Raw genomic sequence first — 23,114 nt, forward strand, 5'->3', positions numbered from 1 at the left:
GACCGACTGCGACCGTTATCCGAGTTTCAACACGGCGAGGGAAACCGAATCAGCGCCGGCGTCGGTCTCGATCGCATCACTCGAGTCGTGCGTGAGGGCCATCTCGATTCGATCGCCGGCCTCGAGCTCGGCGTGCGTCATCGCCCGGGTCGACACGGCCCCGTCGTCGGACGGTGTTGCGGCAGTCGCTCGAGCCACGACGTCGTCGTTCCGTCGAATCGAGAGCGTGACTTGCGCTCCCGCTGACGCCTCCGCGACGGTGACGGCACCGTGAAGTTCGTAGGTCCCGCCGACCGTAACCGTGATCCCGTCGCGTTCGTCGTCGAACTCGCCGCGGTGGTCGAACCGGGTGGAATCGAGCGATACCGTCGTCGACCCGTCCGGTTCGATCGTCTGCGGGTTCGATTGATACGCCATCGCGCCGATCTTCTCGGTGGTCGCCGTCTCCGCGGTGATCGACCCCGCCTCGAGGTCGTCGACGTGGACCGGCTCTCTACCCGCGGACAATCGCACCGGCGTCGCCGAGTATCGAAGCACCTCGTCGAGCGAGTCGACCCACTCGCCACCCCGTTCGCGAACGTACTCCACGATCGACTCGATCTTCTCGACCGACGTCTCGAACCCGTCTTCGTCCTCGAGGCTCCCGCCGGTTACGTTGTGGCCGAAAAACACCATCCCGGTCTCGTTCTCGATCGCCCGGTCGATCGCCGCCTCGATCTCCGCCATCTCCTCGCGTTCGATCAACACCCGCGGGAGTTCGTACGGCGAGTCGACGTCGACGATGCCGTCCGCATCGGGCGCGTGAACCGTCCCCCACGCGAACGGGTACCTGGAAGCGACGATCGATCGTCCGTCCCGACCGCCGGATTTCCCCCACGAGTACATGTAGTGATCGTGGTGGACCTGCTCGCGTTGTAGCGCGTCGATCCCCTCGTCGATCTCCCGCTCCTGTTCCGGCGGGTCGATTTCGTCGAACCGATCGTGTCTGTGTCCGTGATTCGACATCCGCCAGCCGTACTCCCGCTGGAGTTCGCGGACCTGGTCCCACGTCATCTTCCCGTCGTCGCCGATCGCCGCGGGCGTAAGCGCAAGCGTCGGCGTCACGCCGAGTTCCTCGAACACCTCCCGGAACTCGTGGTTGTTGTCCGCCCCGCCGTCGAACGTCAGGTGAAAGACCGGCTTCGTGTACCCGCCCTCGTAGCTCGCGAGACGCGATCGAAGGTCGTGATCGACCGACGCGAATCCCGTCTTTCCGGGTCGTACCGGCGGTCTAATGCTTCGAAACGGCTCTGATCCGAGCGAGGGGCCACCTTCCGCGGCGTCGATTTCGATCCAGTCGGAGCCGTCGCCGACGTACGTACGGCCGGTATCGGTCGCCCTGTACACCGTCCCGCGAACCGGCGGATACGCGTCGAGGTTCGATTCGGTCCCGTGTATCCGGTCGCCGTTGGATGGGGATCCCTCCGTCATGTCGTCTCGTCGTGGGAGCTACAGCGCCATTATTATACCGGATCGACGGGTTCGGACGCCGGTCTCGAGGGACCCGACCGCTCGAGGCACCGACCCGTGTGAAAGAGTTACACTTATTGAGTGCTGACGAGAGTGATCGGGTATGAAGATTCTCGTTCCGGTCACGGAAGTCACGACCGTCGAAGACGAGTTCGAGATCGAGGGCACCGCCATCGCCGATCGCTATCTCGGTGCCGACCTCAACGAGTGGGACGAGTACGCCATCGAGGAGGCCGTCCAGCTCCAGGAGGCCGGCCTCGCCGACGAAATCGTCACCGTCACCATCGGTCCCGACGACTGCGAACAGACCATTCGACAGGCCCTCGCGAAGGGCCCAGACCGCGCCATCCGCGTCTGGGACGACGCTCTCGCCGACGCCGATCTCCTCGACGTCGGCCTCAAATCCCAGATTCTGGCCGCCGTCGTCGACGCCGAGGAGCCAGATCTCGTCCTCTCGGGCGTCCAGTCCGGCGACGACAGCTTCGGCGCCACCGGCGTCACCCTCGCCGACGCCGTCGGCTACGAGTGGGCCGCCGTCGTCAACCACCTCGCCCACGACTTCGACGACGATACCGCCTCCGTTCGACGCGAACTCGAGGGCGGCGTCGAGGAGCTGACCGACGTCGAGCTTCCCGCCGTGTTGACGATCCAGACCGGCATCAACGAACCCCGCTACGCCAGCCTCCGGGGTATCCGGCAGGCCCAGCGCAAACCACTCGAGGTGCAGGATCTCGCCGACCTCGGCATCGACGCCGACGGCCTCGAATCGGCGCTCACCCTCGAGGAGATGGCCGAACCCGAAAGCGAGACCGACGTCACCGTCTGGGAGGGCGACGCCGACGAGACCGCCGCCGAACTCGCTGACCTGCTCCGCGAGAAGGGGGTGGCACAATGAGCGCCGTTCTCGCGGTCGCCGACCACCGCCGCGGCGAACTCAGAGACGTCAGCTACGAACTCCTCACCGCCGGCAGAGCCCTCGCCGACGACGTCGGCGCCGACCTCCACGTCGCCGTCATCAGCGGCACCGTCGACGACTTCGCCCCCAAACTCGACCGCGACGGCGTCGACACCGTCCACACCGTCGACTACGGCGAGGAGTTCGACCACGGCGTCTACACCCAGACCACCGTCCAGCTCGCCACCGAACTCGAGGCCCAGTACGTCCTCACGCCCAACAGCGTCAACGGGCTGGACTACGCCCCCGCCGTCGCCTCACGCCTCGACGTTCCCATCGTCACCGATACCGTCGCCCTCGAGAGCGATGGCGACGAACTGCGCGCGACCCGCGAGATGTACGGCGGCAAGGTCGAAACGACCGTCTCGCTGTCCGGACCCGCCGTCGTCACCATCCGCGGCGCGGAGTGGCCCGCCGCCGAGGGCACCGGTGACGCCACGATCGAGGCGTTCGACCCCGACATCGACGAAGATGCACTGGGCGCGACCGTCACCGGCTTCGAAGAGGTCGCCGGCGGCGACGTCGACATCAGCGACGCCGACGTCCTCGTCTCCGTCGGTCGCGGCATCGACGAAGAAGAAAACCTCGAACTCATCCACGACCTCGCCGACGCGCTGGACGCCACCGTCTCCTCTTCGCGCCCGATCGTCGACAGCGGTTGGCTACCGAAGAACCGACAGGTCGGCCAGTCCGGGAAAGTGGTGACACCCGACGTCTACATCGCGATCGGCATCTCCGGAGCGGTCCAGCACGTCGCCGGCATGAAAGGCTCGGAGACGATCGTCGCGATCAACACCGATCCGAACGCGCCGATCATGGACATCGCCGACTACGCCATCCAGGACGACCTCTTCGACGTCGTCCCCGCGCTGACCGAGCAGTTCCAGTAAGACGAGCGGGGACGCGGTAGCGCTGACGGCGGAACCGGACGATTCGGAACCGCAAATAGTATACTTTCCGACAGTATAACAACTGGAAGCGACCGTCCTGATCTACCGCTAGCCCGGTTCGCTTACCGATCTACGAACGGCGTGGAAACAGTACTACTTTGGTCGTATGGGAGAGAGTGACTGTATGGCTGAACGCGAAGAACTCATCCAACGAACCTACGAACTCGCCGAGCAGGCGGCGGAAAACGGGGACTTCCCATTCGGTGCGCTGATCGCCGTCGACGGAGACGTCGTCGAGACGTCGGCGAACACGGTCGACAGCGACCGCGACGTGACGGCCCATCCCGAGTTGAAACTGGCGCGATGGGCGGCGCGCTCTCTCGAGCCAGCGGAACTCGATCAGGCGATCCTGTACGCGAGTACGGAGCCGTGTCCGATGTGTGCCGGCGCGATCTACTGGTCCGGCATCGCGAAGGTCGTCTACGGCGTGAGCGCAGAGGAGGCGGACGTTTCGGGGACCGGGATGGTGCCGTCGATGTCCTGTCGAGAAGTCGTCGACTCCGGCTCGATCGACGTCGAAGTCGAGGGCCCGACGCTCGAGGACGACGGGCGGGAGATCCACAGTCGGTTCTGGTCCAAACCGCTCCCGGACGATTCCTTTACGGCCCAGTTACACGGGTCGGAGTAGACGGGCTCTGTAACGCCTGCGATCGGTACACGGAACCGATCACATTCTGTCGCGCTCGAACCCCAGCGGGGGCGGAAAACACATATCTTTAAGCGGACCTGCTCACACAGTGGGTGTATGACGCGCGTTATTCACAACGAGGACGTTCCAGTCGCACCGGAAGATTTCAGTCAGGGATGGGAAGTCGGCGATCTGGTCGTCACGGCCGGACAGGTTCCGATGAAAAACGACGGTTCGGTCCTCATCGACGAACCGATCGACGTTCAAACGCGTCAGTGTCTGGACAACCTGGTCGGAATCCTAGAGGAGAGCGGACTCGACGCGGACGACGTCGTCAAGACGACGGTGTATCTCGACGATATCGACGATTTCGACGCGATGAACGAGGTGTACCAGGAGTATTTCACCGGCGACATGCCGGCGCGAAGCGTCGTCGAGGTGGCGACGGTGCTGAAGGGTGCAGCCGTAAAGATCGAAGCGATCGCGGCCAAAGAGTAAGCTGAGCGATCACGAGGAGCCGACGGATTTTCGAGGGCGGACGGATCCGAACGCCGCATTGGACTGGCGAATCTGAACGGCGTGTTGGACTGGTAAGTGGCGAATCTGAACGTCCCTGTCACTCGAGCGATTGCGGACGGGATGGACGGATTTTCGACCGCCGTGACGTCGACGTGCGACCGGGCGTCTCGGAATCGGGATACCGTCTTTCGCCTGGGAACCGCCCGCCAGAAACTAGATTTATGTGGACACGGTTTCTCTCACCAGTAACGATGGCTTCCTATGCAATCATCGGTGGCGGTATCGTCGGAGCGAGCGTTGCGTACCATCTGAGCTGTCGAACCGACGCGGACGTCACCATCTACGAGCGCCAGTCACCAGCATCCGAGACGACCTACCGGTCGATGGCTATCCTCGGGCGGACCGGAAACGAGACGATGACCGAGATGAAGCGCTACGGACTCTCCCTCTACAACGACTTCTTCTCCGATCCCAAGGCGAACTCCCGGTTCGACCTGACCGGAAGCCTCGCGGTTGCGACGACCAGCGAAGGCGACGCGGAACTCGAAGACAGCCTCAAAAAGGAGTCGAAAACCGGGCTGTACACCGCCGGCGGAAAGCACGAACCGGTCGAGTACCTCCCCGGCGACGAGATCACCAGGACCGCGATCGTACCCTACCTCAGGACCGACGACGTCGAGGGGACGCGATATCGGCCGAACAAAGGGTTCACCCGGCCACAGGAAGTCGCCTACGAGTTCTTAGAGCGGGCGACCGAAAACGGCGTGACCGTCGAGAACAACACTGCGGTCGAAGACGTGATCGTCGAGGACGGAGCGGTGACGGCACTCGAGACCGAGCGGGGAACCGAAGACGTAGACCACGTGGTCTGTACGGCAGGGCCGTGGAACGTATCACTGGCCGAGAAAGTCGGGCTCACGCTTCCGGTCCGCCACGAGCCGGCACCCATCCTGCAACTCGAGCCGGATCGGTCGCTGCCGTTTACGTTCCCCTACACTCACCACCACGAATCGGGGATCTACTTCCGGGGGAGCCACGAGGGAGACATCTACGTCGGGAAACACGACAAGTCGACGACGTACGAGGACGTCGAACAGCTCGATCCCGACACGGTTCGTGACTCCGTATCGATCGAGTTTCGCGACCTCGCCACGGACGTCATCGAGACACTGTATCCCTTCCTGCTCAACGCCGACATAACCGAGGAGTGGGTCGGCGTGGGATCGCGAACGCCCGACCGGTGGCCGATCCTCGGCTGGACCGACGTCGAGGGCTTTTCGATCGCAGCGTTTCACTCACAGGGGATCCAGCTCGCACCGATCGCGGGCCACATCATCTCACGACAGATCGTCGACGGCGAGCCGACCGAGTACTACGAGGACGTATCGATCTCGCGGTTCGACGGGTACTCCGACACCTACAGCGGCTAACTCGACGACGGACCGACGACCGATCACCGAAAAGAATCGACTGGGTTCGAGGTGGGGTCCTTTTTACAGACGAATCGACGGGATAGCCGGGCCACGTCGATGGGTACTTCGTCGAACGAGCGGTCGAAAAGCGGATAGACCGATTTCTTACTCGAACAGACGGCTGCTGAGGTGGGCGTCGTCGGCGAGTGCCACTTCGGTGTCGAGCAGGGTTCCACACTCGGGACAGGTGAACTCCCGCAACACGACGTCGTCGGTCGACTCGCGGTGGGCTCCTGCCGCCGAAATCGGCTTCTCGGTACTGGTGACGGCCGCCTTCCAGTCGCCCGAGGCGCTGGCAAGCGGCGTGTCACAGTTTGCACAGGCTGCGAACAACTCGCCATCGGCGCGACCGACCGAGACGTTCACGCCGAGTTCGAACTCGGTCGGCTCGAGGTCGGCGGCCGAAATCGGCGGGTCGAACGAGCCGTCGCCGGCCTCGAGCCGCTCGGCGTAGAGCTCGTCCCGTCGCTCCTCGACGTCGTCGACGATCGTTCCGTCGGCGTCGACCGGGACGCCGTAGACGTCGATTGCCGTCTCCGGCGTAACCAGCCCGTCGGAGACGTCGCTGGCGACATCGTTCGGATCGCGGTCCAGCGGGTCGCCGTATCCACCGCTGCCGGGCGCACGGACGTAGAGCGCGTCGTCGTCGTCGAGCGCGTTGTTGCCCCACTGGACGTTTTCGACGTCGTGTCCGTCGTCGGACGGTCTCGGGAAACCGGTCTCCGAGGATCCGGAGGCGCCTTTCAGCTTCGCGAACTCGATCGTACAGCCCGGATACCCGCCGAAGAGGCCGATCGATTGTGGAATCGAGACCCCGCGGCCGGTCGTTCTCGAGATTATCTCGTCGAACCCTTCCTCGGGGACGGGCGTCACCGCGTACTCGTGGCCGACGCCGCCGCGGTATTGACCGGCACCGCCCGAATCGGCGGTGAACTTCCGACCAAGGAACCGCAACGGCTGGTTGCTCTCGTGGCGTTCGGCGTTCGCCCACCGCGTGACGACGTTGGTCACTTCGCCGGCGAGATCCACGCCGTCTCCGGTCGCGCGGGCACCGCCGGCGCCCGCGAACGTGTCGGTGATCATGTCGACTTTCGTCTCGTCTCCCTTGCGCATCGTCAACCCGACGCCGCAGTGTGAGCCGTGCCAGACCGCCGTCGCGCGGTCGTCGTAGGACTCACTCGAGCCCTGCATCTTCGAGACGGCGAGCGTCGAGAGGCTGTTACAGACCTGCAACGTCGCGACGGTCGCGATCGAGACAGGTGCCGGCCGCGTGGCGTTGACGACGGTCCCTTCGGGCGTTTCGACGTCCACCTGACTGATGATCCCGTCGTTCCACGTGATGTCGTGACACATCAGGGGCAAAAGCGGCGCGAGCACGCCGCCGACGGTCCCGATGTGCGTACAGTTCAGCCCGTACTCGCTCTGCCCGGTGGTCCCACTGAAGTCGAAGGTGAGCGAATCGCCGGACTTGCGCAGCGTCATCTCGATCGTGAAGGTCTCGTCGTCGGGGTAGGAGTCGAGGTACATCCGCTCTTCCCACTCCCCGTCGGGTAAGTCGAGGAGCCGCTGTCGGAACTGGTCGCGCGATTGCTCGATGAGTTCCTCGCCGACGGCCTCGACCGTGTCGGCTCCGAAGTCGTCGATCATCTCCTGCATCCGCTCGATCGCGACGTTGTTCGCCGCGATCTGTGAGCGGAAGTCGAGTTCGAGCCGGCCCGGGTCGCGGCTCATGTTGAGGATCGTATCGAGGACGTCCCGGCGAATCTCTCCCCCTTCGACGATCTTCATTCCGGGGGTCTGGAACCCTTCGTGGTAGATCGACGTCGAGTTCGGCGAGAATCCGCCCGGATCGATCGCACCGATGTCGCCGACGTGAACGAAGTTCGCGGCGAACGCCTTCAGTTCGCCCTCGTAGAAGATCGGACTGATAATGTAGACGTCGGGCGGGTGCAACGCAGCCGTATACGGGTCGTTCAGGATGAACGTGTCTCCCTCGTTGATGTCCCCCTCGAACGTGTCGATGATGTGTTTGGTCGCCTTGGACGCGCCGACGTAGTGATGTAAGAATCCGACCCCGCCAGTCAGGAGGTCGCCCTCTTTCGTATACAGCGCCACCATCAGGTCGTGGCCCTCGTTCGTCGTCGACGATCCGGAAACGCGCTTGAGCGCTTCGACTGCTTCGTCAGTCACGCGAACCAGTCGATGCTTGATGATCTGGAACGTAACCGGATCGATACGTTCGATATCGAGTGACACGTCTGACTTACTCATTACGTTCACCTTCCGAGTCACGGCTCATTACAGTTCCCTTCCTGACAGAGCCGACTGCCGATGTCCGACCGGTCGCTCCGTTGCTGTCCTGTCTCGTCATGTACACACGTCTCGAGTCGGTACGTCTCGCTGGAAGACGATAACCGTTTCCCGACGAGGCCGCCCCGATCATGCGCCGGTCTCCACGTCCAGCGTCGCGTCGTTTCGCTCGAGCGCGCTCGCAGCCCGGAAGATAGCGCGTTCGTCGAAGTGACTGCCGACGAGCATCAACCCGACCGGAAGCCCGTCGACGGTATCGACCGGGACCGACATGGCAGGATGGCCGGTCATGTCGAACGGCATCGTGTTTCGTCCCCGGCCAGCTTTTCCCTGCGCGCGGTTGACGAGCTGGGTCCGGTCTTGCTCCGGTTCCCGCTCGAACGCCGTCATCGGCGTCGTCGGCATCGCGAGGAGGTCACACTCCTCGAGGACGTCGTCGTAGGCTTCGGTCAGCGACTTCCGGAGGTTCTGAGCTTTGCGCCGGTGGCGGCCGTGGAACTTCTTCCGGAGGTAGCCGCCGAGCAACATCATGTGTTTGACCGTGGGCGCGAACAGATCCGGACGCGCCCGTCGCAACGCCCCGAAGACGTCCGCGAACTGCGCGTCGTACTGACCGCCGGTGAAGTACCCGACGCCGTCGCTTTCCCACATCTCGATGGTTTCCTCGAGTTGCACCGCCATACAGATCACGACGCCGTCGTTGTGTTCCTCGATCGAGATTTCCCGTTTCTCCGCTCCGAGGTCGACGAGGTCGTCGACTGCATCGCGGACGGCCTGATCGACGGCGGGATCGGCGTGTTCCGATCCGAACCCGTCCTCGACAACGCCGATCGTCAACCCGGACGGGTCGTCCGTCAGCGCGTCGAGGTAGTCTTCGGATCGACCCGGCTTCTGTCGCGGATCCTGCGGGTCGCGACCGACGATGGCTTCTAAGACTCGAGCGTTGTCGTCGACGGTCGTGGTCATCGGTCCGACGTGGTCGAAGGAGTGGCCGAGCGGAACCGTTCCCCGATAGGAGACGAGTCCGTGGGTCGGTTTCAACCCGACGCAGCCACACCAGGCCGCAGGGACGCGCAGCGATCCAGCCTGGTCGGTGCCGATCGCGACGTCGACCTGACCGGTGACGACGGCGACCGCCGAGCCACCCGAGGAACCGCCTGCCAGGTGGTCCTCGCTGTGTGGATTGACGATCGGGCCCGACGCGGTGACTTCGCCGCTTCCGGAGACGGCCATCTCGTCCATGTTCGTCTTCGCGGTTATCGTCCCGCCGGCGTCGAGTACTTGCGTGACGACGAACGCGTCTTCGGCCGGGATGTATCCGTCCAGTACCCGAGAACCACAGGTCATTTCGACGCCACGAACGGCGATATTGTCCTTGATACCGACGGTGTGGTCGCTCAGCAGGCCATCCTCCTCGCCCTCGACGCGGCAGTTCGTCACGATCGCGTTGAGCGGATCCTCGTCCGCCGATGGTCGGTATCCGGGGTCGCGTGTACGGTGTTCGTGTGATTTCGGCGGAACGGATAGCCCCTCCAGATATTCGAATGCACCCAATCTCGATTGGATCAGCTCCCTGTGGGCCTCCAGATCCTCGTCCGTAAGGGTGAGCCCGAACTGATCGGCCAACTCGGCCATCTCTGCCTCCGTAGGTGGATCAAGCGTTGGTGGTACTTCGGTCACGGTGCAATCCTGATGAACGTACAAGATAAGTGTATGGGTAAACTGTCCCACACTCATACGAGAAAGAGTGACCATATAAGGGAAACAACTAAATAGTATACGTGACATCCATTGTATCATGCCAAAGCCTAACAGTGGGGAGTCGATCCTGGAATACGATGACGTCGAGTCGACCGGGCTGACGAGACGGCAGTACGCAACGATCGTCAGTTCACTCGGCGTCGCCTCGCTGGCCGGCTGTGCCGGCGAGAACGGAAACGGCGATACCGACGGCAACGGTGGGAACGGAAACGGAACCGGAACGGACGACGACGACGGTGACGCCGGCGAACCTCAGGACGGTGGGACGCTCGAGGTTGCGCTGTCGACCGGACTGTCCAACCTCGACGGGCACATGCAGACTGCGCCGGCGGATCAGATCGTCACGTACGCAAACACCGACTTCCTGTTCCGCGTCGACCACGACATGGAAGTCGTGGGCGGGCTCGTCGAAAGCGTCGACGTGAACGACGACGGCACGCAGTGGGAGATGAACATCCACGAGGGCGTCACCTTCCACCCGCCACACGAACGCGAACTGACGGCCGAGGACATCGCCTGGAACTTCGATCACGTCACGGATCCCGAACGGTTCTCGCCGCGGAACAAACCGTGGGCGGGGATCGCCGATTGGCACGCCGAAGACGATCACACGTTCGTCATCGAGTTCGACGAAGGTCAACTCGAGTTCGACAGCTACATGGCGGGATGGCACGGGTTCCCGATCTATTCGCCCGACGCAATCGAGGACGGGATGGACATGCAGACCGAGCCCGTCGCGACCGGCCCGTTCGTCTTCGAGGACTGGGTGACCGGCGAACAGCTCACCCTCACGAGGTTCGACGACTACTGGCACGACGAGTATCCGTACGTCGACGAAGTGGTCTTCCGACCGATCCCGGACGGATCCGGACGGATGACCGAGATCATGCAAGGCGACGTCGACATCGTCGTCGACGTTCCCTTCGATCTCCTCTCACAGCTAGAAGACGACGATGCGACCGTCGTCGACCAGACCGACTCGTTCGCGATCCTCGATCTGTTGATCAACCCGACGGAAGAGACCGAGGAGAACCGCGGCGAAGACTACCCGACGACCCACCCGGAGGTCAGACAGGCGATCTCGGAGGCGATCGACCGGAACGCGATGGTCGACATCATCTACAACGGCCAGGCGACGGCGACGCAGAACTACTTCCCCGAGGGGAGTCCGTATCACATCGATTACAACCCCCACTCGATGGGGGCGGATCCCGACGCCGCACGGGCACTGCTCGACGAGGCCGGTTTCGACGAACCGGAAGTAACCCTCATCTCGACGGCCGAACGAGACGACATGCGCGAACTCGGCCAGATCACGGCCGAAAACCTCGAGGCCGCCGGCTTCGCTCCCGACCTCCAGGAGTACGAGCAGACCGTCTGGTCCGACCGCATGTGGGCCGGCGAGTTCGACATCGCCGTCGAAGACCTGTTCGGCGCGCCGAGTCTCTCTGCACTTCGTGGCTTCTGGCGCTACGAGGAGGACGACCCGCCGTTCTTCAACTACATGTACGAAGAACACGAGACGATCTATCAGATGTGGGACGAAGAGGGGCTCACCGAAGAGGATCCTGAGGAACGGTTGAGCATCTTCGCGGAAGTTCAGCGAATGATGGTCGACGATCCGATTCGGTGTGTCGTCTGTCACCCCGACCAGATCACCGCGTACAACGAGTCCGTTCAGGGGTACAGTACCCATCCGTGGGGATCGAACCTCGACATTCACGGTACCTGGCTAGATCAGTAACTACTCAGTAGGTATTGATGAGTATACTTAGTTACGCTGCAAAACGCCTCTTCGTCAGTATCTGGGTACTGTTCGGTGCGTCCATCCTGATCTTTGGAATCGTTCATTTAGTTCCCGGCGACCCCGCCAGAGTCACACTCGGACGGTTCGCCGACCGCGAGGCCGTCGAAGGCGTCCGTCAGGAAATGGGGTTGAACGATCCGCTGTACGTCCAGTACAGTGACTGGCTCGTCGGAACGCTCACCGGCGACTGGGGCAACAGTCTGATCTCCAACCAGCCAGTCCTGACGCTGATCGTCGAGCGATTCCCCAAGTCGATCGAACTCGCGCTGTTCGCACTGGCAATCGCCGTCGTCATCTCCCTCCCGCTCGGGATCATGGGTGCGCTCAACCGGAGCACGAAGACGGATCAGGCCACGCTGTTTTTCTCCCAGATCGGTATCGCGATTCCGAACTTCTGGCTCGGTATCATGCTCGCGCTAATCTTCGGGAGGTATCTCGGCGTGCTTCCGGCGTCGGGCTCCGTGGCGTTCACGGAGGATCCGGTACAGAACATCCGGCATCTGATCCTTCCGGGCGTCTCGCTCGGCATACTGGCTGCTGCTGTGTTGACCAGATACATGCGTTCGGAGATGATCGATCAGTTGAACAAAGACTACGTCACCACCGCTCGAGCGTTCGGCCATCCGAAAAAGCGGATCGTCTGGAAGTACACGCTCAAGAACGCGCTGATTCCGTACGTCACGATGCTCGGGATGCAGTTCGGGTTCCTGATCGGCGGCGTCGTCGTCATCGAGACGGTGTTCGCCTACGGTGGCGTCGGTCAGTTGATCCTGAACGGGCTTTTGAACAGGGACTACCCCATCGTTCAGATGAGCCTCCTGATCCTGGCCGGGACGTTTATTCTCGTCAACCTGGTCGTCGACATCGTCTACGGCTATCTGAACCCGCGGATAAGCTACTAACAATGGAGAGTGAAAACTGATGGTATACGGAAAAATCGTATCATTTGCTCGAAACGGCTTCCACGACGGGAGCCAGTTTCACCTCGCGTACAAACGTTTCAGGTCGCACCGATTGGGAGTGATCGGTCTCGTGATCGTTATCGGCTATCTCTTCTTCGCGATCGCAGGGCCGATCATCGTCCCACGTGACCCGACGGCGATGGACTCCGCCAGCCGTCTCGCCGGACCGTCCATGGCACACCCGTTCGGGACGGACCACTACGGTCGAGACGTGTTTACCCGGACGGTCGTCGGCGCACGAGCGAGCCTGCAAGTCGCCGTTCTCTCCGTCGGATTCGCGACGATCGCCGGCGTCACGTTCGGCCTCGTCTCGGGCTTCTTCCGGGGGTACGTCGACGAAGCGATCATGCGGGCGGTCGACGTCATGCTGGCGTTCCCGAGCATCCTGCTCGCGCTCGTCGTCATCGCAATCTTGGGACCCGGCCTAAACAGAACAATTTTGGCGCTCGGAATCGCATACACGCCACTGATGTTACGGATTACGCGTGGTAGCGCTCTCTCTGTCCGCGAAGAAGAGTACGTGACGGCTGCCGTCGCGTACGGCGAGCGAAGCTGGAACGTCATGTTCAAGGAGATGTTTCCGAATCTCTTTCCGACGGTCATCGTCCAGGCGACGATTACGTTCGCGTTCGCGATCCTCGTGGAGGCTGCCCTCTCGTATCTCGGTCTGAGCGCCCAGCCACCGACCGTAACGTGGGGAATCATGATCAGCGAGGGACAGGAAGTCCTGACGGTCAACCCCTGGATGAGCATCTTCCCGGGGCTTGCGATCATCGTCACCGTCCTCGGCTTGACGTTCCTCGGCATCGGGCTTCGTGACTCACTCGACGCACAGGAAGACGGAACGATCGGAGGTGGATTCCAGTGAGTTCGTCCGACGAACCGCTGCTCGAGGTCGAGAACCTCAGGACGGAGTTTCGGACGGACCGTGGCACCGTCAAGGCCGCCGACGGCGTGAGCTTCTCGATCGAACGCGGCGAAACGTACGGCGTCGTCGGCGAGAGCGGCGCGGGAAAGACTGTAACCGGGCTCTCGGTGATCGGGCTGATCGACAACCCCGGTCAGATCGTCGGTGGCGAAATCCGGTATAAAGGGCGTGACCTCCGAACGCTCTCTCAGGAGGAGCTGCGCTCGATCAGGGGCGACGAAATCGCCATGATCTTCCAGGATCCGATGACCGCTCTCAATCCAGCGTACACCGTCGGAACCCAGATCATCGACACGATACTCACGCACAACGACTGCTCGAAATCCGAGGCTCGCGAACGGACGATCAAACTGCTCGAGGACGTCGGCATACCGGATCCCGAGGAACGAGTCGATTCCTATCCACACCAGTTCAGCGGCGGTATGCGACAGCGAGCGCTCATCGCGATGGCTCTCTCCTGCGATCCGGACCTGATCATCGCCGACGAGCCGACGACCGCGCTCGACGTGACGATACAGGCACAGATACTGGATCTACTGGACGATCTCCAGGAAAAGCACGGCCTCAGCATTCAGCTAATCACCCACGACATGGGGCTGGTCGCCGAGATGTGCGACCGGGTCAGCGTGATGTACGCCGGAAAGAAGATCGAAGAGGGGCCGGTCGGGGAGATATTCAGTTCGCCGAAACACCCGTACACGGTCGGGCTGATGAACGCCGTTCCGCGTCTGAACGATCCACGAGAACGGCTCGAGGCGATCCCCGGAAACATGCCCGACCTCATCGACAACCCGTCCGGGTGTTCGTTCCGTCCGCGGTGTGAGTACGCGACCGAGGAGTGCAAGCAGATCGAGCCGCCCCTGGAACCGGCCGGAGCGGGTGGTGCCCACACGTCGGCGTGTCTCAAACTCGACGAGATAGACTTCGACACCTCGATCGTACCGGACCGGACCACCGACGAAACGCCCGTCGAGGGGACGAACTTCGGTGAACCGATCATCGAAGCCGACGGCCTCCAGAAGTACTTCGATCCCGAGAACCAGTCGTGGTTCGAGAAGTACCTCGGCGACCGCGACTACGTCCACGCGGTCGAAGACGTGTCGTTGACCGTCCACAGGGGAGAAACCCTGGGAATCGTCGGAGAGAGCGGCTGCGGAAAGAGTACGCTCGGTCGAGTCCTCCTCAGGTTGTACGAACCGGACGAGGGAACGATCGTCTACTCCGGCGACGATATCACCGAGATGGGACGATCGGAGCTGCGAAACCTTCGATCGGAGGTCCAGATGGTGTTTCAGGACCCGTTCTCGAGTCTGAATCCCCAGAAGACGGTTCTGGACATCATCGGACGGCCCCTCGAGGTCCACGATCAGGTCGCAAACAGCGAGGAGAAACGAGAACGGGTCGTCGAACTCCTCGAGGACGTCGGAATGAGCGAGCGCCACCTGAACCGGTATCCACACGAGTTCAGCGGTGGGCAGAAACAGCGAATCGGAATCGCTCGTGCGCTGGCGGTCGAGCCGGATTTCATCGTCGCCGACGAACCGGTCAGCGCACTCGACGTGAGCGTGCAGGCGAAGATCATCAACATGCTCGACGATCTGCAGGAGAAGTACGATCTGACCTACCTGTTCATCGCCCACGACCTGAACGTCGTCCAGCACATCTCCGATCACATCGGCGTGATGTATCTCGGGGAGATTGTCGAGTTCGGGACCGTCCAGCAGGTGTTCGAGCCACCGTATCACCCGTACACCGAGATTCTCCTCTCGTCGATTCCGAAACACCATCCGGACGTCGACGAGGAACGGATCGACCCGGACGGCGAGCTTCCGAGTGCGATCCACCCGCCGAGTGGCTGTCGGTTCCACACCCGATGTCCACAGGCGATGCCGGAGTGTGAGACGAAGAACCCTGAGCAACGGACGATCGACGGCAACCACGAGATCAGCTGTCACCTGTTCGATAGCGACGGAAATCCGACCGACGAGTACGAAACGACGATCGACGTCTCCGCGAAGTCACAGATGGTCGATCCGGGCGAGCCACAGTAACGCCGCCTCGGCGTTCGACGGTTCGGGGCGCTTTTCTACCAGTTCGGTGTCATTCTCGCCGTCGGGGACGGAGGTAGACGGGCGAGTTCAACACCCCTGCCGGACGGTCCCCGAGCTGATCGGTATTGGTATCGCGTTCGAACGAAAACGCCGAGAGGAGTTCTCCGAGAACGACTTTCGACGCTGCGAGCGTAAACTCCTCCCCGGGACACCGGCGCGGTCCGACTCCGAACGGGAAGTACGCGAACGAATGCCGGGGCTGGTCGGTTTCGAACCGATTCGGAACGAACCGTTCCGGCTCGTCCCACCACCGCTCGTCCCGATGGACGGTGATCGCCGGAAAGTAGACGACGTCGCCTGCCGGAAGCGTGTACTCATCGAGGGAAACGTCAGCCGACAGCTGCCGTGACAACACCGGTGCAGGCGGATACAGCCGCAGTACTTCCCGAAGCACCCGCTCGACGTATTCGAGTTCGTCGACGTGTTGCGCTCCGAGTCGGCCGTCCGGTGCGACCGACTCGAGTTCCGCGAGACACTCCCGTTCGATGTCTGGGGAAGTGGCGATCGTATACAGACAGTACGTCCACAGTTCCGACGTCGTCCTGTGTGCCGAGAAGAACTTCGCGAGCATCTCGTCGCGGATCCGATCGGTCGTGTACTGTGCGTCGCTGTCCGGGCCGGCGGCGAGCAGTACCGGAATGAGCCCGCCATCGTCGTCCAGTTTCCCGGCGTCATCCGACCGGCGCCGTTTTTCGATCAGGGTATCGATCCGATCGACCAGCGTCGCGTGAGCCGACTCGAACCGATCCGTTATCTCCGGCGGTATCTCGCCGTCCGCTGCCTTGGCCTCGTGCCAGTCGACGATCGGAGCCGAACACTCGAGGATGTCGTCCGAAACATGCTCGTCACCGAAGATCGTTCGCAGTATCACCCTGACCGCCGTTCGTCGCATCAGTTCGTGAACGTCGATCCGCTCGCCGGTGACGACCTCGTCGACGACGTTTCTGGCAATCTCCCCGAACGTCGAACAGTTCGATCGAACCCGATCCGGTCCGAAATACGGCTGCTGGACGCTACGCTGGGCCCGCCACTGATCGCCGTAGACGCTGCCGACGCTCTTGGTGGCGACGGACGTCTGTCCGACCATGTGTTTCTCGAGGATGTCCTGATGCTCGAAAAACATCCGTTCGATATCGGACGGGTGGGACAACACGTGGCGGTCGGTTTCGGATCCGGTTATTCGAACCACATCCCCGTGTTCTCCCCACTGCTCGAGGCGTCGAAACGGGTTTTCGTCGTACTCCGATACGGTTCCGACTGCTGGGGGACAGTCCTGAGTTGACACTGCATGCTAATACTTGCCAATGACACATGTAGCTTGCGACGCGGAACTGATTACCGTCGAGATTCGGTGTCGAGAGGCACCTCGCTATATAGCAACAACCGAAACGAGTTCCACACCGATCGCCGGGTGCGCCGGTACATCGGTACAGGAATCCGTACGAGGAGAGATGTCAATAACGACGGAGGTACTTCCGAAATAAGTAGACGGTGAAGGGGTGAAGGTCGATGGTGTGACGACCTAGTTCAGGAACCGATCGACCACGAACAGCGACACGAGCGTCGCGATCAGCAGGCGAACGTGGGTGTTAGCGAGGTCGTACGCGATAAAGACCTCCGTCATGATCATAAACGCACCGAAAAAGCCGATGGCGACGACAAACGCCCGGTAGACGTGTTCTCTCGAGGGCGTCCCCGAGAGCGCACCAACGAGCGCCTGCCACATGAGCAACGCAATCAGCAGTTCCCAGAGTACCCCTCCCGCAAACAGGAGAGCAACGAGGGCTTCGGGTGTGCCGTGGACGTCCGTCACCATGAGCAAGAAGCCGTAATTCCCGGACGCGAACGTCCATCCCTCGCCAAGAACGCCGAGATTGATCAGCCCGTCGAAGAAGTTCGTCGCGAAGACGATCGTCCACCACACCGCCCAGATTCCGAGTAGAACCTGAACGATCGTGTTCGGACCCCACCGAAGATTGACGTTGACGGGTTCTCTACTCGCTTCCTCGGCTTGCTGTGTGTTAGCGCCAGCCATATTACCCATGATAAACTATTACCTATTAAACATTGCGGAGGGATAATTAGAGTATTCTGTCATTACGTGTCCGAATTGGCGATTGGATGGACCGAACGCGCCAGAGCGGTCACGCCCCACCGCACCGATCGCAGCCTGTGCATCAGAATTCACTTATATTTGATTCCGGAAGGTTGGGGTATCGATGGTCGATTTACTCGTCAAAAACGGGACGATCGTGACGCAAAACGCCGACCGAGAGGTCGTTACGGATGGTGCCGTCGCGATCGACGGCGAAACGATTGCTGCCGTCGGTGAGACGGCGGATCTCGAAGACTCGTTCGATGCCGATCGCGAGATCGATGCGACCGATCACGTCGTGATCCCGGGCCTGATCAACACCCACACACACGTATCGGACATTCTCCTCAGAGGGCGAGATACAGCCGATCGCGGGCTGTACGACTGGCTGTTCAACGTCAAACAGCCGGGTACGTCCGTCATGACGGAGACCGAGCACGAGATCGCGGCTGCACTGTACTCACAGGAGGCACTGTGCAGCGGCATAACCACCTTCGTCGACAACGATGCCGAGATGCAGGTCGGCGAAAAAGCGAGTCTGCGGTCGAAGTTTCGCGCGTTCGATGCGGCAGGGGTCCGGACCATCTACGCACGCGGCATCCGTGATCGGCCGGTCGACAGCGGCTTTCAGGCGCTCATCGATCGTATCACTGCACGGGAACCCACGTTCGAACACCCCGATCAGGACGAGTACGTGGCCGAGTTCGACGTCTGGCGCGACGAACTCGAGTCGCTGGTCGAGGACCATCACGGGAGTTCGAACGGGCGGCTCGAAATCTGGGTCGCACCCGTCGTCATCGAGGCGATGACCGACGACGGACTCGCCGGAGCATACGAGTTCGCCGAGACCCACGACGTCATGACGACGATCCACACCGCGGAGGCACCCGTACAAAGCGACGGGGCGCTGTCGCCGATCGAACACCTCCGGAACGTCGACTCCCTCGGCGAACACGCACTGCTGGGCCACTGCGTTCACGTCGACGACAGGGACCTCCGGATCCTCGCCGAAACCGATACGCGCGTCGCACACAACGTCGCCTCGAACATGGCGCTCGGGAACGGATTCGCACCCGTCCCGTCGATGCGGAATCTGGGTGTTCAGGTCGGAATCGGCACCGACAACTCGATTCTCAGCGACACCGTAAACGTCCTCGCCGACCTCCGACTCGCTGCGCTCTCACACAAAGGCCACCACCACGATCCGGGCGTCATGCAACCGCAGGACGTCTTCGATATGGCCACGATCGAAGCGGCGAGAACGATTCGAAAGGGAGCGAAACTCGGTTCGCTAGAGTCGGGGAAAGACGCCGACCTCGTCCTGCTAGACTTCGATCAGCCACACCTCAAACCGGCACCGGACGTCGTCTCCGCGCTCGTGTATCAAGCGCAGGGGACCGAAGTCGACACCGTCGTCTGTAACGGTCGGGTGGTCGTCGAAGACGGCACCGCAATCGGCGTCGAACGGGAGTATCCGACCCTCTCCGAACGAGTCGAGGACGCAGCCGCGCGAATCGGAGAGAAATCCGGGCTCGGCTCACCACAGCAGTAACAGCGTATTTCCCGAGTGCGGGGATTTCGTCGATCGACGAGTAATACTCCATTGCGGATCGAGGAACTCCCTCGCGATCGTATTCGGATAGGTGAACCGATCCTCGAGCGGGCCAACCGACGGGTGAATTCGGCATGTGGGGAGTCGGGGGTGGCGACGGAATGGGTCGCCATCGTCTCGACGAGGTATCCTGTAGTAGCCACTGATACGGATTGTTGTAACTGTTTACCGCCACCCCCGGGACCCGTTCACCGGGTGTAGCGGTAATGACTTACAGCAGACCGTATAAATCGTTTCGACGAATTCTAATGCACGTTGGCCACGTTTCGCCGTCCGAGCGGCTACGATAGTCGGAACAGGTTATAAGTAATGTGGGGCCAACTACTGAACTGATACCAGATGACCAGTCCGACAGTCGATCTTAAAGTCACGAACGCAACAGTCGTCAACGCGAACAACTCGTTCAAGGGTGGTGTCGCGGCGGACGACGGAAAAATCGTCGCGGTCGGGAGCGAAACACATCTTCCGGATGCCGAACGGGAGATCGATGCGGAGGGGAACTTCCTGCTCCCCGGCTTCATCGACCCCCACGTCCACCTCGGGATCAACGCGGCTTCCGACGACTACAAAGAACAGTTCAAATCCGACTTCGAGACGGAGACTCGAGGAGCCGTCCACGGCGGCGTCACCTCGTTTATTAGCTTCCTCTCCTACTCGGAACAGGAGTACCTCCCCGATCTGGACTACTACGTGAAAGCCGGCGAGGAAAATTCCTTCATCGACTTCTCGTTTCACGCGAACATCAACAAACCACACCACGTCGACGAGGTCTGGGGGCTTCACGACGAGGGGATCAGATCGTACAAGCTTCGGTACGTCTGGTACAAGTACGTCGCCCCGGAGCTGGGAATCGACGAGTCCTACGAGGACCGAGTGTACCACGTGATGAAGCAGGTGGCACAGATGAACCACGGCGTGACGATGTTCCACGCGGAAAACGCCGACCTCGCGAAGATTCGCCGCGAGGAGATACAGGAGGAGGGACGAAACGACCTCGAGGCCTGGAAGGAGTCCTCGCCGAACATCGGCGAGTCGATGATGGTCGAGAACATCGGTCACCTGACCGAGTTCACCGATTCGAACTCGTACGTCGTCCACATGAGCGCCGGCGAGAGCGTCGACGTCGCAAAGCGGTTCCAGGACCGCGGCGTCCAGCTTCACGCGGAGACGCTTCCGGCGTTTCTCGCACACACGTACGAAGACGACATGGGCGTCTGGGGCAAGATTTCGCCACCGGTTCGCGGTGCGCGAACGAAGAAGCGACTCTGGGAGGGGCTTCGAAACGGCGTCATCGATTACATCGGCACCGACCACTGCCCGCACGACCGCGATGCCAAAGAGAAAGGCGAGGGCAAGTACGGCGACGTCTGGAACGCCATCCCCGGCGACAACAACGGGATGGAGTACATGCTGCCGGTGATGATGAGCGAGGGCGTCAATCAGAACCGCATCAGCATGGAGCGGGTCGTCGAAGTGTGTTCGACGAACAACGCGAAGATGTGGGGGATGTACCCGCGAAAGGGCATCCTCGCCGAAGGAGCCGACGCGGACATGGTGATCGTCGACCTGGACAAAAGCGACACGGTCGACGACGACTTCTTCCACACGATGGAGCCCCGATACTCCAGTTTCCACGGCTGGGAACTCACGGGACTGCCGACCCACACCATCGTCGACGGTGAGGTCGTCGTCGAAGACGACCAGCTCGTCGCCGAACCCGGCGACAGCGAGTTCATGCCGCGCCTCGACAGCGGCGTCCCGTCGGAGTAACCGAGTCGAAAACGCCGTTTTTTACTCGTCGAGCCAGTCCGTGTTCGTTTCGAACGCGTGAGCAGCCCGGAGGGTGGTCGCGTCGTCGAATCGGTCACCGACGAACATCAACCCGACCGGCAAGCCGTCGCCGTTCGTCCCACAGGGGACCGTCGTCGCCGGGTGTCCAGTCATGTTAAACGGCATCGTATTCGTCGTGCGGCCGTCTTTCCCCTGGGCCCTGTTTACCTTGTCCGTAAGCGTCAGGTCCTCTTTCAGTTCGAACGCCGTCGTCGGTGTCGTCGGCATCGCGAGAACGTCGACCTCCGCTAGCGCGTCGTCGTAGGCCTTCCGAAGCTCGCGTCGAAGGTTCTGGGCTTTGGCGTGGTAGTAGCCGTCGTGTTCCGACTGGAGGTACTCGCCGAGCATCATTTTGAGTTTCACCGTCGGTGCGAGTTCGTCGGCGTTGGCCTTTTTGACCCGGGCGAGCTCCCGGAGGTACTGCGTGTGGTAGTGTCCGTCCATGTAATATCCCTGCCCGTTGTCCCGAAGCAACGCGGCGCTTTCGCCGGTTGCGACGCCGAGCCAGACGAGAATACCGTCGCTGTGCCACGGAACCGAGACGCGTTCGACGTCCGCACCGAAGTCGGCGAGTCGGTCGACGGCGTCACGGACGGTCTGATCGACCGACGGTTCGCTGTGCATGGTTTCGAATCCCTCCTCGAGTACGCCGATAGTCAGGTCGTCGACGTCGTTGCGGAGGGCGTCGGCGTATTTCTGAGGGTTGATAGCCGGCTGACGAGGGTCGAGTTCGTCCTCGACCGTCATCGCCTCCATGGCGAGCGCACAGTCTTCGACGGTGCGGGCCATCGGCCCCACGTGGTCGTACGTGGGCCCGCCCGGAATGGCCCCCGTGTAGGGGACGAGTCCGTACGTCGGCTTGTGTCCGACACAGCCACACCACGCCGCTGGCGTCCGAATCGATCCCGCCTGATCGGTTCCCAGCGCGATATCGGCGTCGCCGGTAATGACTGCGATCGCCGACCCACCGGAGGAGCCGCCGGCCAGATAATCGTCATTTCGTGGGTTCAGGATGGGGCCCGTCGCGGTCAGTTCACCGCTTCCGGAGACGGCGAACTCGTCGAGGTTCGTCTTCCCGACGATCGTCGCGCCGGCGTCCAGCAACTCGTGGACGACGGTCGCGTCGAACGACGGAACGAACCCCTCTAGCGTTTTCGATCCCGACGTCATCTCCACGTGTGCGACCGCCACGTTGTCTTTGACGGCGACGTCGTAATCGGCTAGCGGCCCGTTCGAGTTCCCGCTTACCCGACACTTGGTGACGAACGCGTTGTACGGATCCTCGTCCTCGCCGGGTCGGTACCCCGGATCGCGATCCGTGTACGCGATCGTCGGCGTCGGCTCCTGAAACCCCTCGAGCAGTTCGAAGACAGTCAGTTTCGAGCCGATGAGGTCGCGATACTCCTCCGCTTCGGCGTCGGAGATGTGTAAATTGTTCCGTTCAGCATATCGCTTGACGTCTGCGACCGTCGGCTCTCTTAGATTCGGTGGGAGATCACTCATTGGGCTCTCGGTACATCCTTGTTACTTCTCGGTATTAAATATCCGTTTGTTTTCGGGGAAACACAGAAAATTCGATCACGTGAGCGACTCCGACCGCAGGGAAACGGTCGGACGAAACGGTCGGATCCCCCTCATACGATTTGCTGTACCGATTTATCGGTG

17 protein-coding genes are annotated in these 23,114 nt (G+C 61.8%); 11 read left to right on the plus strand and 6 right to left on the minus strand.

Annotated elements, in window-relative coordinates:
• Positions 1 to 15: 15 nt before the first annotated feature.
• Entirely contained in the window at positions 16 to 1,470 is a 1,455-nt protein-coding gene (locus tag EA473_RS09875) for a polysaccharide deacetylase family protein (RefSeq protein WP_124195497.1), read from the minus strand.
• A gap of 142 nt (positions 1,471 to 1,612) precedes the next feature.
• Here EA473_RS09875 and EA473_RS09880 point away from each other — a divergent pair, with 142 nt between their 5' ends.
• From EA473_RS09880 to EA473_RS09900, 5 genes are all read left to right on the plus strand, one after another.
• Positions 1,613 to 2,404, plus strand: a complete 792-nt coding sequence (locus EA473_RS09880) for an electron transfer flavoprotein subunit beta/FixA family protein (RefSeq protein ID WP_124195498.1) — start codon at positions 1,613 to 1,615, stop codon at positions 2,402 to 2,404.
• Entirely contained in the window at positions 2,401 to 3,354 is a 954-nt protein-coding gene (locus EA473_RS09885; protein WP_124195499.1) for an electron transfer flavoprotein subunit alpha/FixB family protein, read from the plus strand. The genes EA473_RS09880 and EA473_RS09885 overlap by 4 nt, the downstream gene beginning before the upstream one ends.
• Positions 3,355 to 3,538: 184 nt before the next feature.
• Positions 3,539 to 4,042 (plus strand): nucleoside deaminase, encoded by a 504-nt coding sequence (locus EA473_RS09890; protein ID WP_165875245.1) that lies wholly within the window; start codon positions 3,539 to 3,541, stop codon positions 4,040 to 4,042.
• 117 nt (positions 4,043 to 4,159) lie between these two features.
• Positions 4,160 to 4,540 carry a RidA family protein gene (locus tag EA473_RS09895; RefSeq protein WP_124195501.1) on the plus strand — a complete coding sequence of 127 codons (381 nt, stop codon included), beginning with the start codon at positions 4,160 to 4,162 and terminating at the stop codon, positions 4,538 to 4,540.
• A 272-nt stretch (positions 4,541 to 4,812) separates the two neighbouring features.
• Positions 4,813 to 5,991, plus strand: coding sequence for an NAD(P)/FAD-dependent oxidoreductase (locus tag EA473_RS09900; protein WP_165875246.1), 1,179 nt, complete (start codon positions 4,813 to 4,815; stop codon positions 5,989 to 5,991).
• 147 nt (positions 5,992 to 6,138) lie between these two features.
• On the opposite strand, the gene EA473_RS09905 is transcribed toward EA473_RS09900, so the two are convergent.
• Both EA473_RS09905 and EA473_RS09910 read right to left on the minus strand, forming a co-directional pair.
• Positions 6,139 to 8,304, minus strand: coding sequence for a hydantoinase B/oxoprolinase family protein (locus tag EA473_RS09905; RefSeq protein ID WP_207890165.1), 2,166 nt, complete (start codon positions 8,302 to 8,304; stop codon positions 6,139 to 6,141).
• Positions 8,305 to 8,472: 168 nt separating this feature from the next.
• Positions 8,473 to 10,023 (minus strand): amidase, encoded by a 1,551-nt coding sequence (locus EA473_RS09910; RefSeq protein WP_165875247.1) that lies wholly within the window; start codon positions 10,021 to 10,023, stop codon positions 8,473 to 8,475.
• 118 nt (positions 10,024 to 10,141) lie between these two features.
• On the opposite strand from EA473_RS09910, the gene EA473_RS09915 reads away from it, so the two are divergent.
• The 4 genes from EA473_RS09915 to EA473_RS09930 are packed head-to-tail and all read left to right on the plus strand — an operon-like array spanning position 10,142 to position 15,852.
• Entirely contained in the window at positions 10,142 to 11,848 is a 1,707-nt protein-coding gene (locus EA473_RS09915) for an ABC transporter substrate-binding protein (RefSeq protein WP_124195504.1), read from the plus strand.
• Between the two features lie 17 nt (positions 11,849 to 11,865).
• Positions 11,866 to 12,813: an ABC transporter permease gene (locus EA473_RS09920; RefSeq protein ID WP_124195505.1), complete on the plus strand. Its 948-nt coding sequence runs from the start codon at positions 11,866 to 11,868 to the stop codon at positions 12,811 to 12,813.
• Between the two features lie 19 nt (positions 12,814 to 12,832).
• Positions 12,833 to 13,741 (plus strand): ABC transporter permease, encoded by a 909-nt coding sequence (locus tag EA473_RS09925; RefSeq protein ID WP_124195506.1) that lies wholly within the window; start codon positions 12,833 to 12,835, stop codon positions 13,739 to 13,741.
• On the plus strand, positions 13,738 to 15,852 hold the full coding sequence (locus tag EA473_RS09930; protein WP_243645225.1) for an ABC transporter ATP-binding protein: 2,115 nt from the start codon (positions 13,738 to 13,740) through the stop codon (positions 15,850 to 15,852). The genes EA473_RS09925 and EA473_RS09930 overlap by 4 nt, the downstream gene beginning before the upstream one ends.
• Positions 15,853 to 15,901: 49 nt before the next feature.
• Here EA473_RS09930 and EA473_RS09935 read toward each other — a convergent pair whose 3' ends face one another.
• Entirely contained in the window at positions 15,902 to 17,197 is a 1,296-nt protein-coding gene (locus tag EA473_RS09935; protein ID WP_124195508.1) for a cytochrome P450, read from the minus strand.
• A 237-nt stretch (positions 17,198 to 17,434) separates the two neighbouring features.
• Positions 17,435 to 17,947, minus strand: a complete 513-nt coding sequence (locus tag EA473_RS09940; protein WP_124195509.1) for a hypothetical protein — start codon at positions 17,945 to 17,947, stop codon at positions 17,435 to 17,437.
• A gap of 184 nt (positions 17,948 to 18,131) precedes the next feature.
• On the opposite strand from EA473_RS09940, the gene EA473_RS09945 reads away from it, so the two are divergent.
• Positions 18,132 to 19,559 carry an amidohydrolase family protein gene (locus EA473_RS09945; RefSeq protein ID WP_124195510.1) on the plus strand — a complete coding sequence of 476 codons (1,428 nt, stop codon included), beginning with the start codon at positions 18,132 to 18,134 and terminating at the stop codon, positions 19,557 to 19,559.
• A 399-nt stretch (positions 19,560 to 19,958) separates the two neighbouring features.
• On the plus strand, positions 19,959 to 21,389 hold the full coding sequence (locus EA473_RS09950) for a dihydroorotase (protein ID WP_124195511.1): 1,431 nt from the start codon (positions 19,959 to 19,961) through the stop codon (positions 21,387 to 21,389).
• A gap of 21 nt (positions 21,390 to 21,410) precedes the next feature.
• Here the strand turns inward: EA473_RS09950 and EA473_RS09955 are convergent, their stop codons facing one another.
• Positions 21,411 to 22,952 (minus strand): amidase, encoded by a 1,542-nt coding sequence (locus EA473_RS09955; RefSeq protein ID WP_124195512.1) that lies wholly within the window; start codon positions 22,950 to 22,952, stop codon positions 21,411 to 21,413.
• Positions 22,953 to 23,114 lie beyond the last annotated feature (162 nt).

Source organism: Natrarchaeobius chitinivorans (assembly GCF_003841505.1).
Classification (GTDB): domain Archaea; phylum Halobacteriota; class Halobacteria; order Halobacteriales; family Natrialbaceae; genus Natrarchaeobius; species Natrarchaeobius chitinivorans.

What these genes read in the sequence shown, in the direction of transcription:
- EA473_RS09950 (WP_124195511.1), top strand. Translation starts at nt 19,959, where the DNA reads ATGACCAGTCCGACAGTCGATCTTAAAGTCACGAACGCAACAGTCGTC.
- EA473_RS09880 (WP_124195498.1), top strand. Translation starts at nt 1,613, where the DNA reads ATGAAGATTCTCGTTCCGGTCACGGAAGTCACGACCGTCGAAGACGAG.
- EA473_RS09900 (WP_165875246.1), top strand. Translation starts at nt 4,813, where the DNA reads ATGGCTTCCTATGCAATCATCGGTGGCGGTATCGTCGGAGCGAGCGTT.
- EA473_RS09955 (WP_124195512.1), bottom strand. Translation starts at nt 22,952, where the DNA reads ATGAGTGATCTCCCACCGAATCTAAGAGAGCCGACGGTCGCAGACGTC.
- EA473_RS09905 (WP_207890165.1), bottom strand. Translation starts at nt 8,304, where the DNA reads ATGAGTAAGTCAGACGTGTCACTCGATATCGAACGTATCGATCCGGTT.
- EA473_RS09915 (WP_124195504.1), top strand. Translation starts at nt 10,142, where the DNA reads ATGCCAAAGCCTAACAGTGGGGAGTCGATCCTGGAATACGATGACGTC.
- EA473_RS09890 (WP_165875245.1), top strand. Translation starts at nt 3,539, where the DNA reads ATGGCTGAACGCGAAGAACTCATCCAACGAACCTACGAACTCGCCGAG.
- EA473_RS09940 (WP_124195509.1), bottom strand. Translation starts at nt 17,947, where the DNA reads ATGGCTGGCGCTAACACACAGCAAGCCGAGGAAGCGAGTAGAGAACCC.
- EA473_RS09945 (WP_124195510.1), top strand. Translation starts at nt 18,132, where the DNA reads ATGGTCGATTTACTCGTCAAAAACGGGACGATCGTGACGCAAAACGCC.
- EA473_RS09875 (WP_124195497.1), bottom strand. Translation starts at nt 1,470, where the DNA reads ATGACGGAGGGATCCCCATCCAACGGCGACCGGATACACGGGACCGAA.
- EA473_RS09920 (WP_124195505.1), top strand. Translation starts at nt 11,866, where the DNA reads ATGAGTATACTTAGTTACGCTGCAAAACGCCTCTTCGTCAGTATCTGG.
- EA473_RS09925 (WP_124195506.1), top strand. Translation starts at nt 12,833, where the DNA reads ATGGTATACGGAAAAATCGTATCATTTGCTCGAAACGGCTTCCACGAC.
- EA473_RS09895 (WP_124195501.1), top strand. Translation starts at nt 4,160, where the DNA reads ATGACGCGCGTTATTCACAACGAGGACGTTCCAGTCGCACCGGAAGAT.
- EA473_RS09885 (WP_124195499.1), top strand. Translation starts at nt 2,401, where the DNA reads ATGAGCGCCGTTCTCGCGGTCGCCGACCACCGCCGCGGCGAACTCAGA.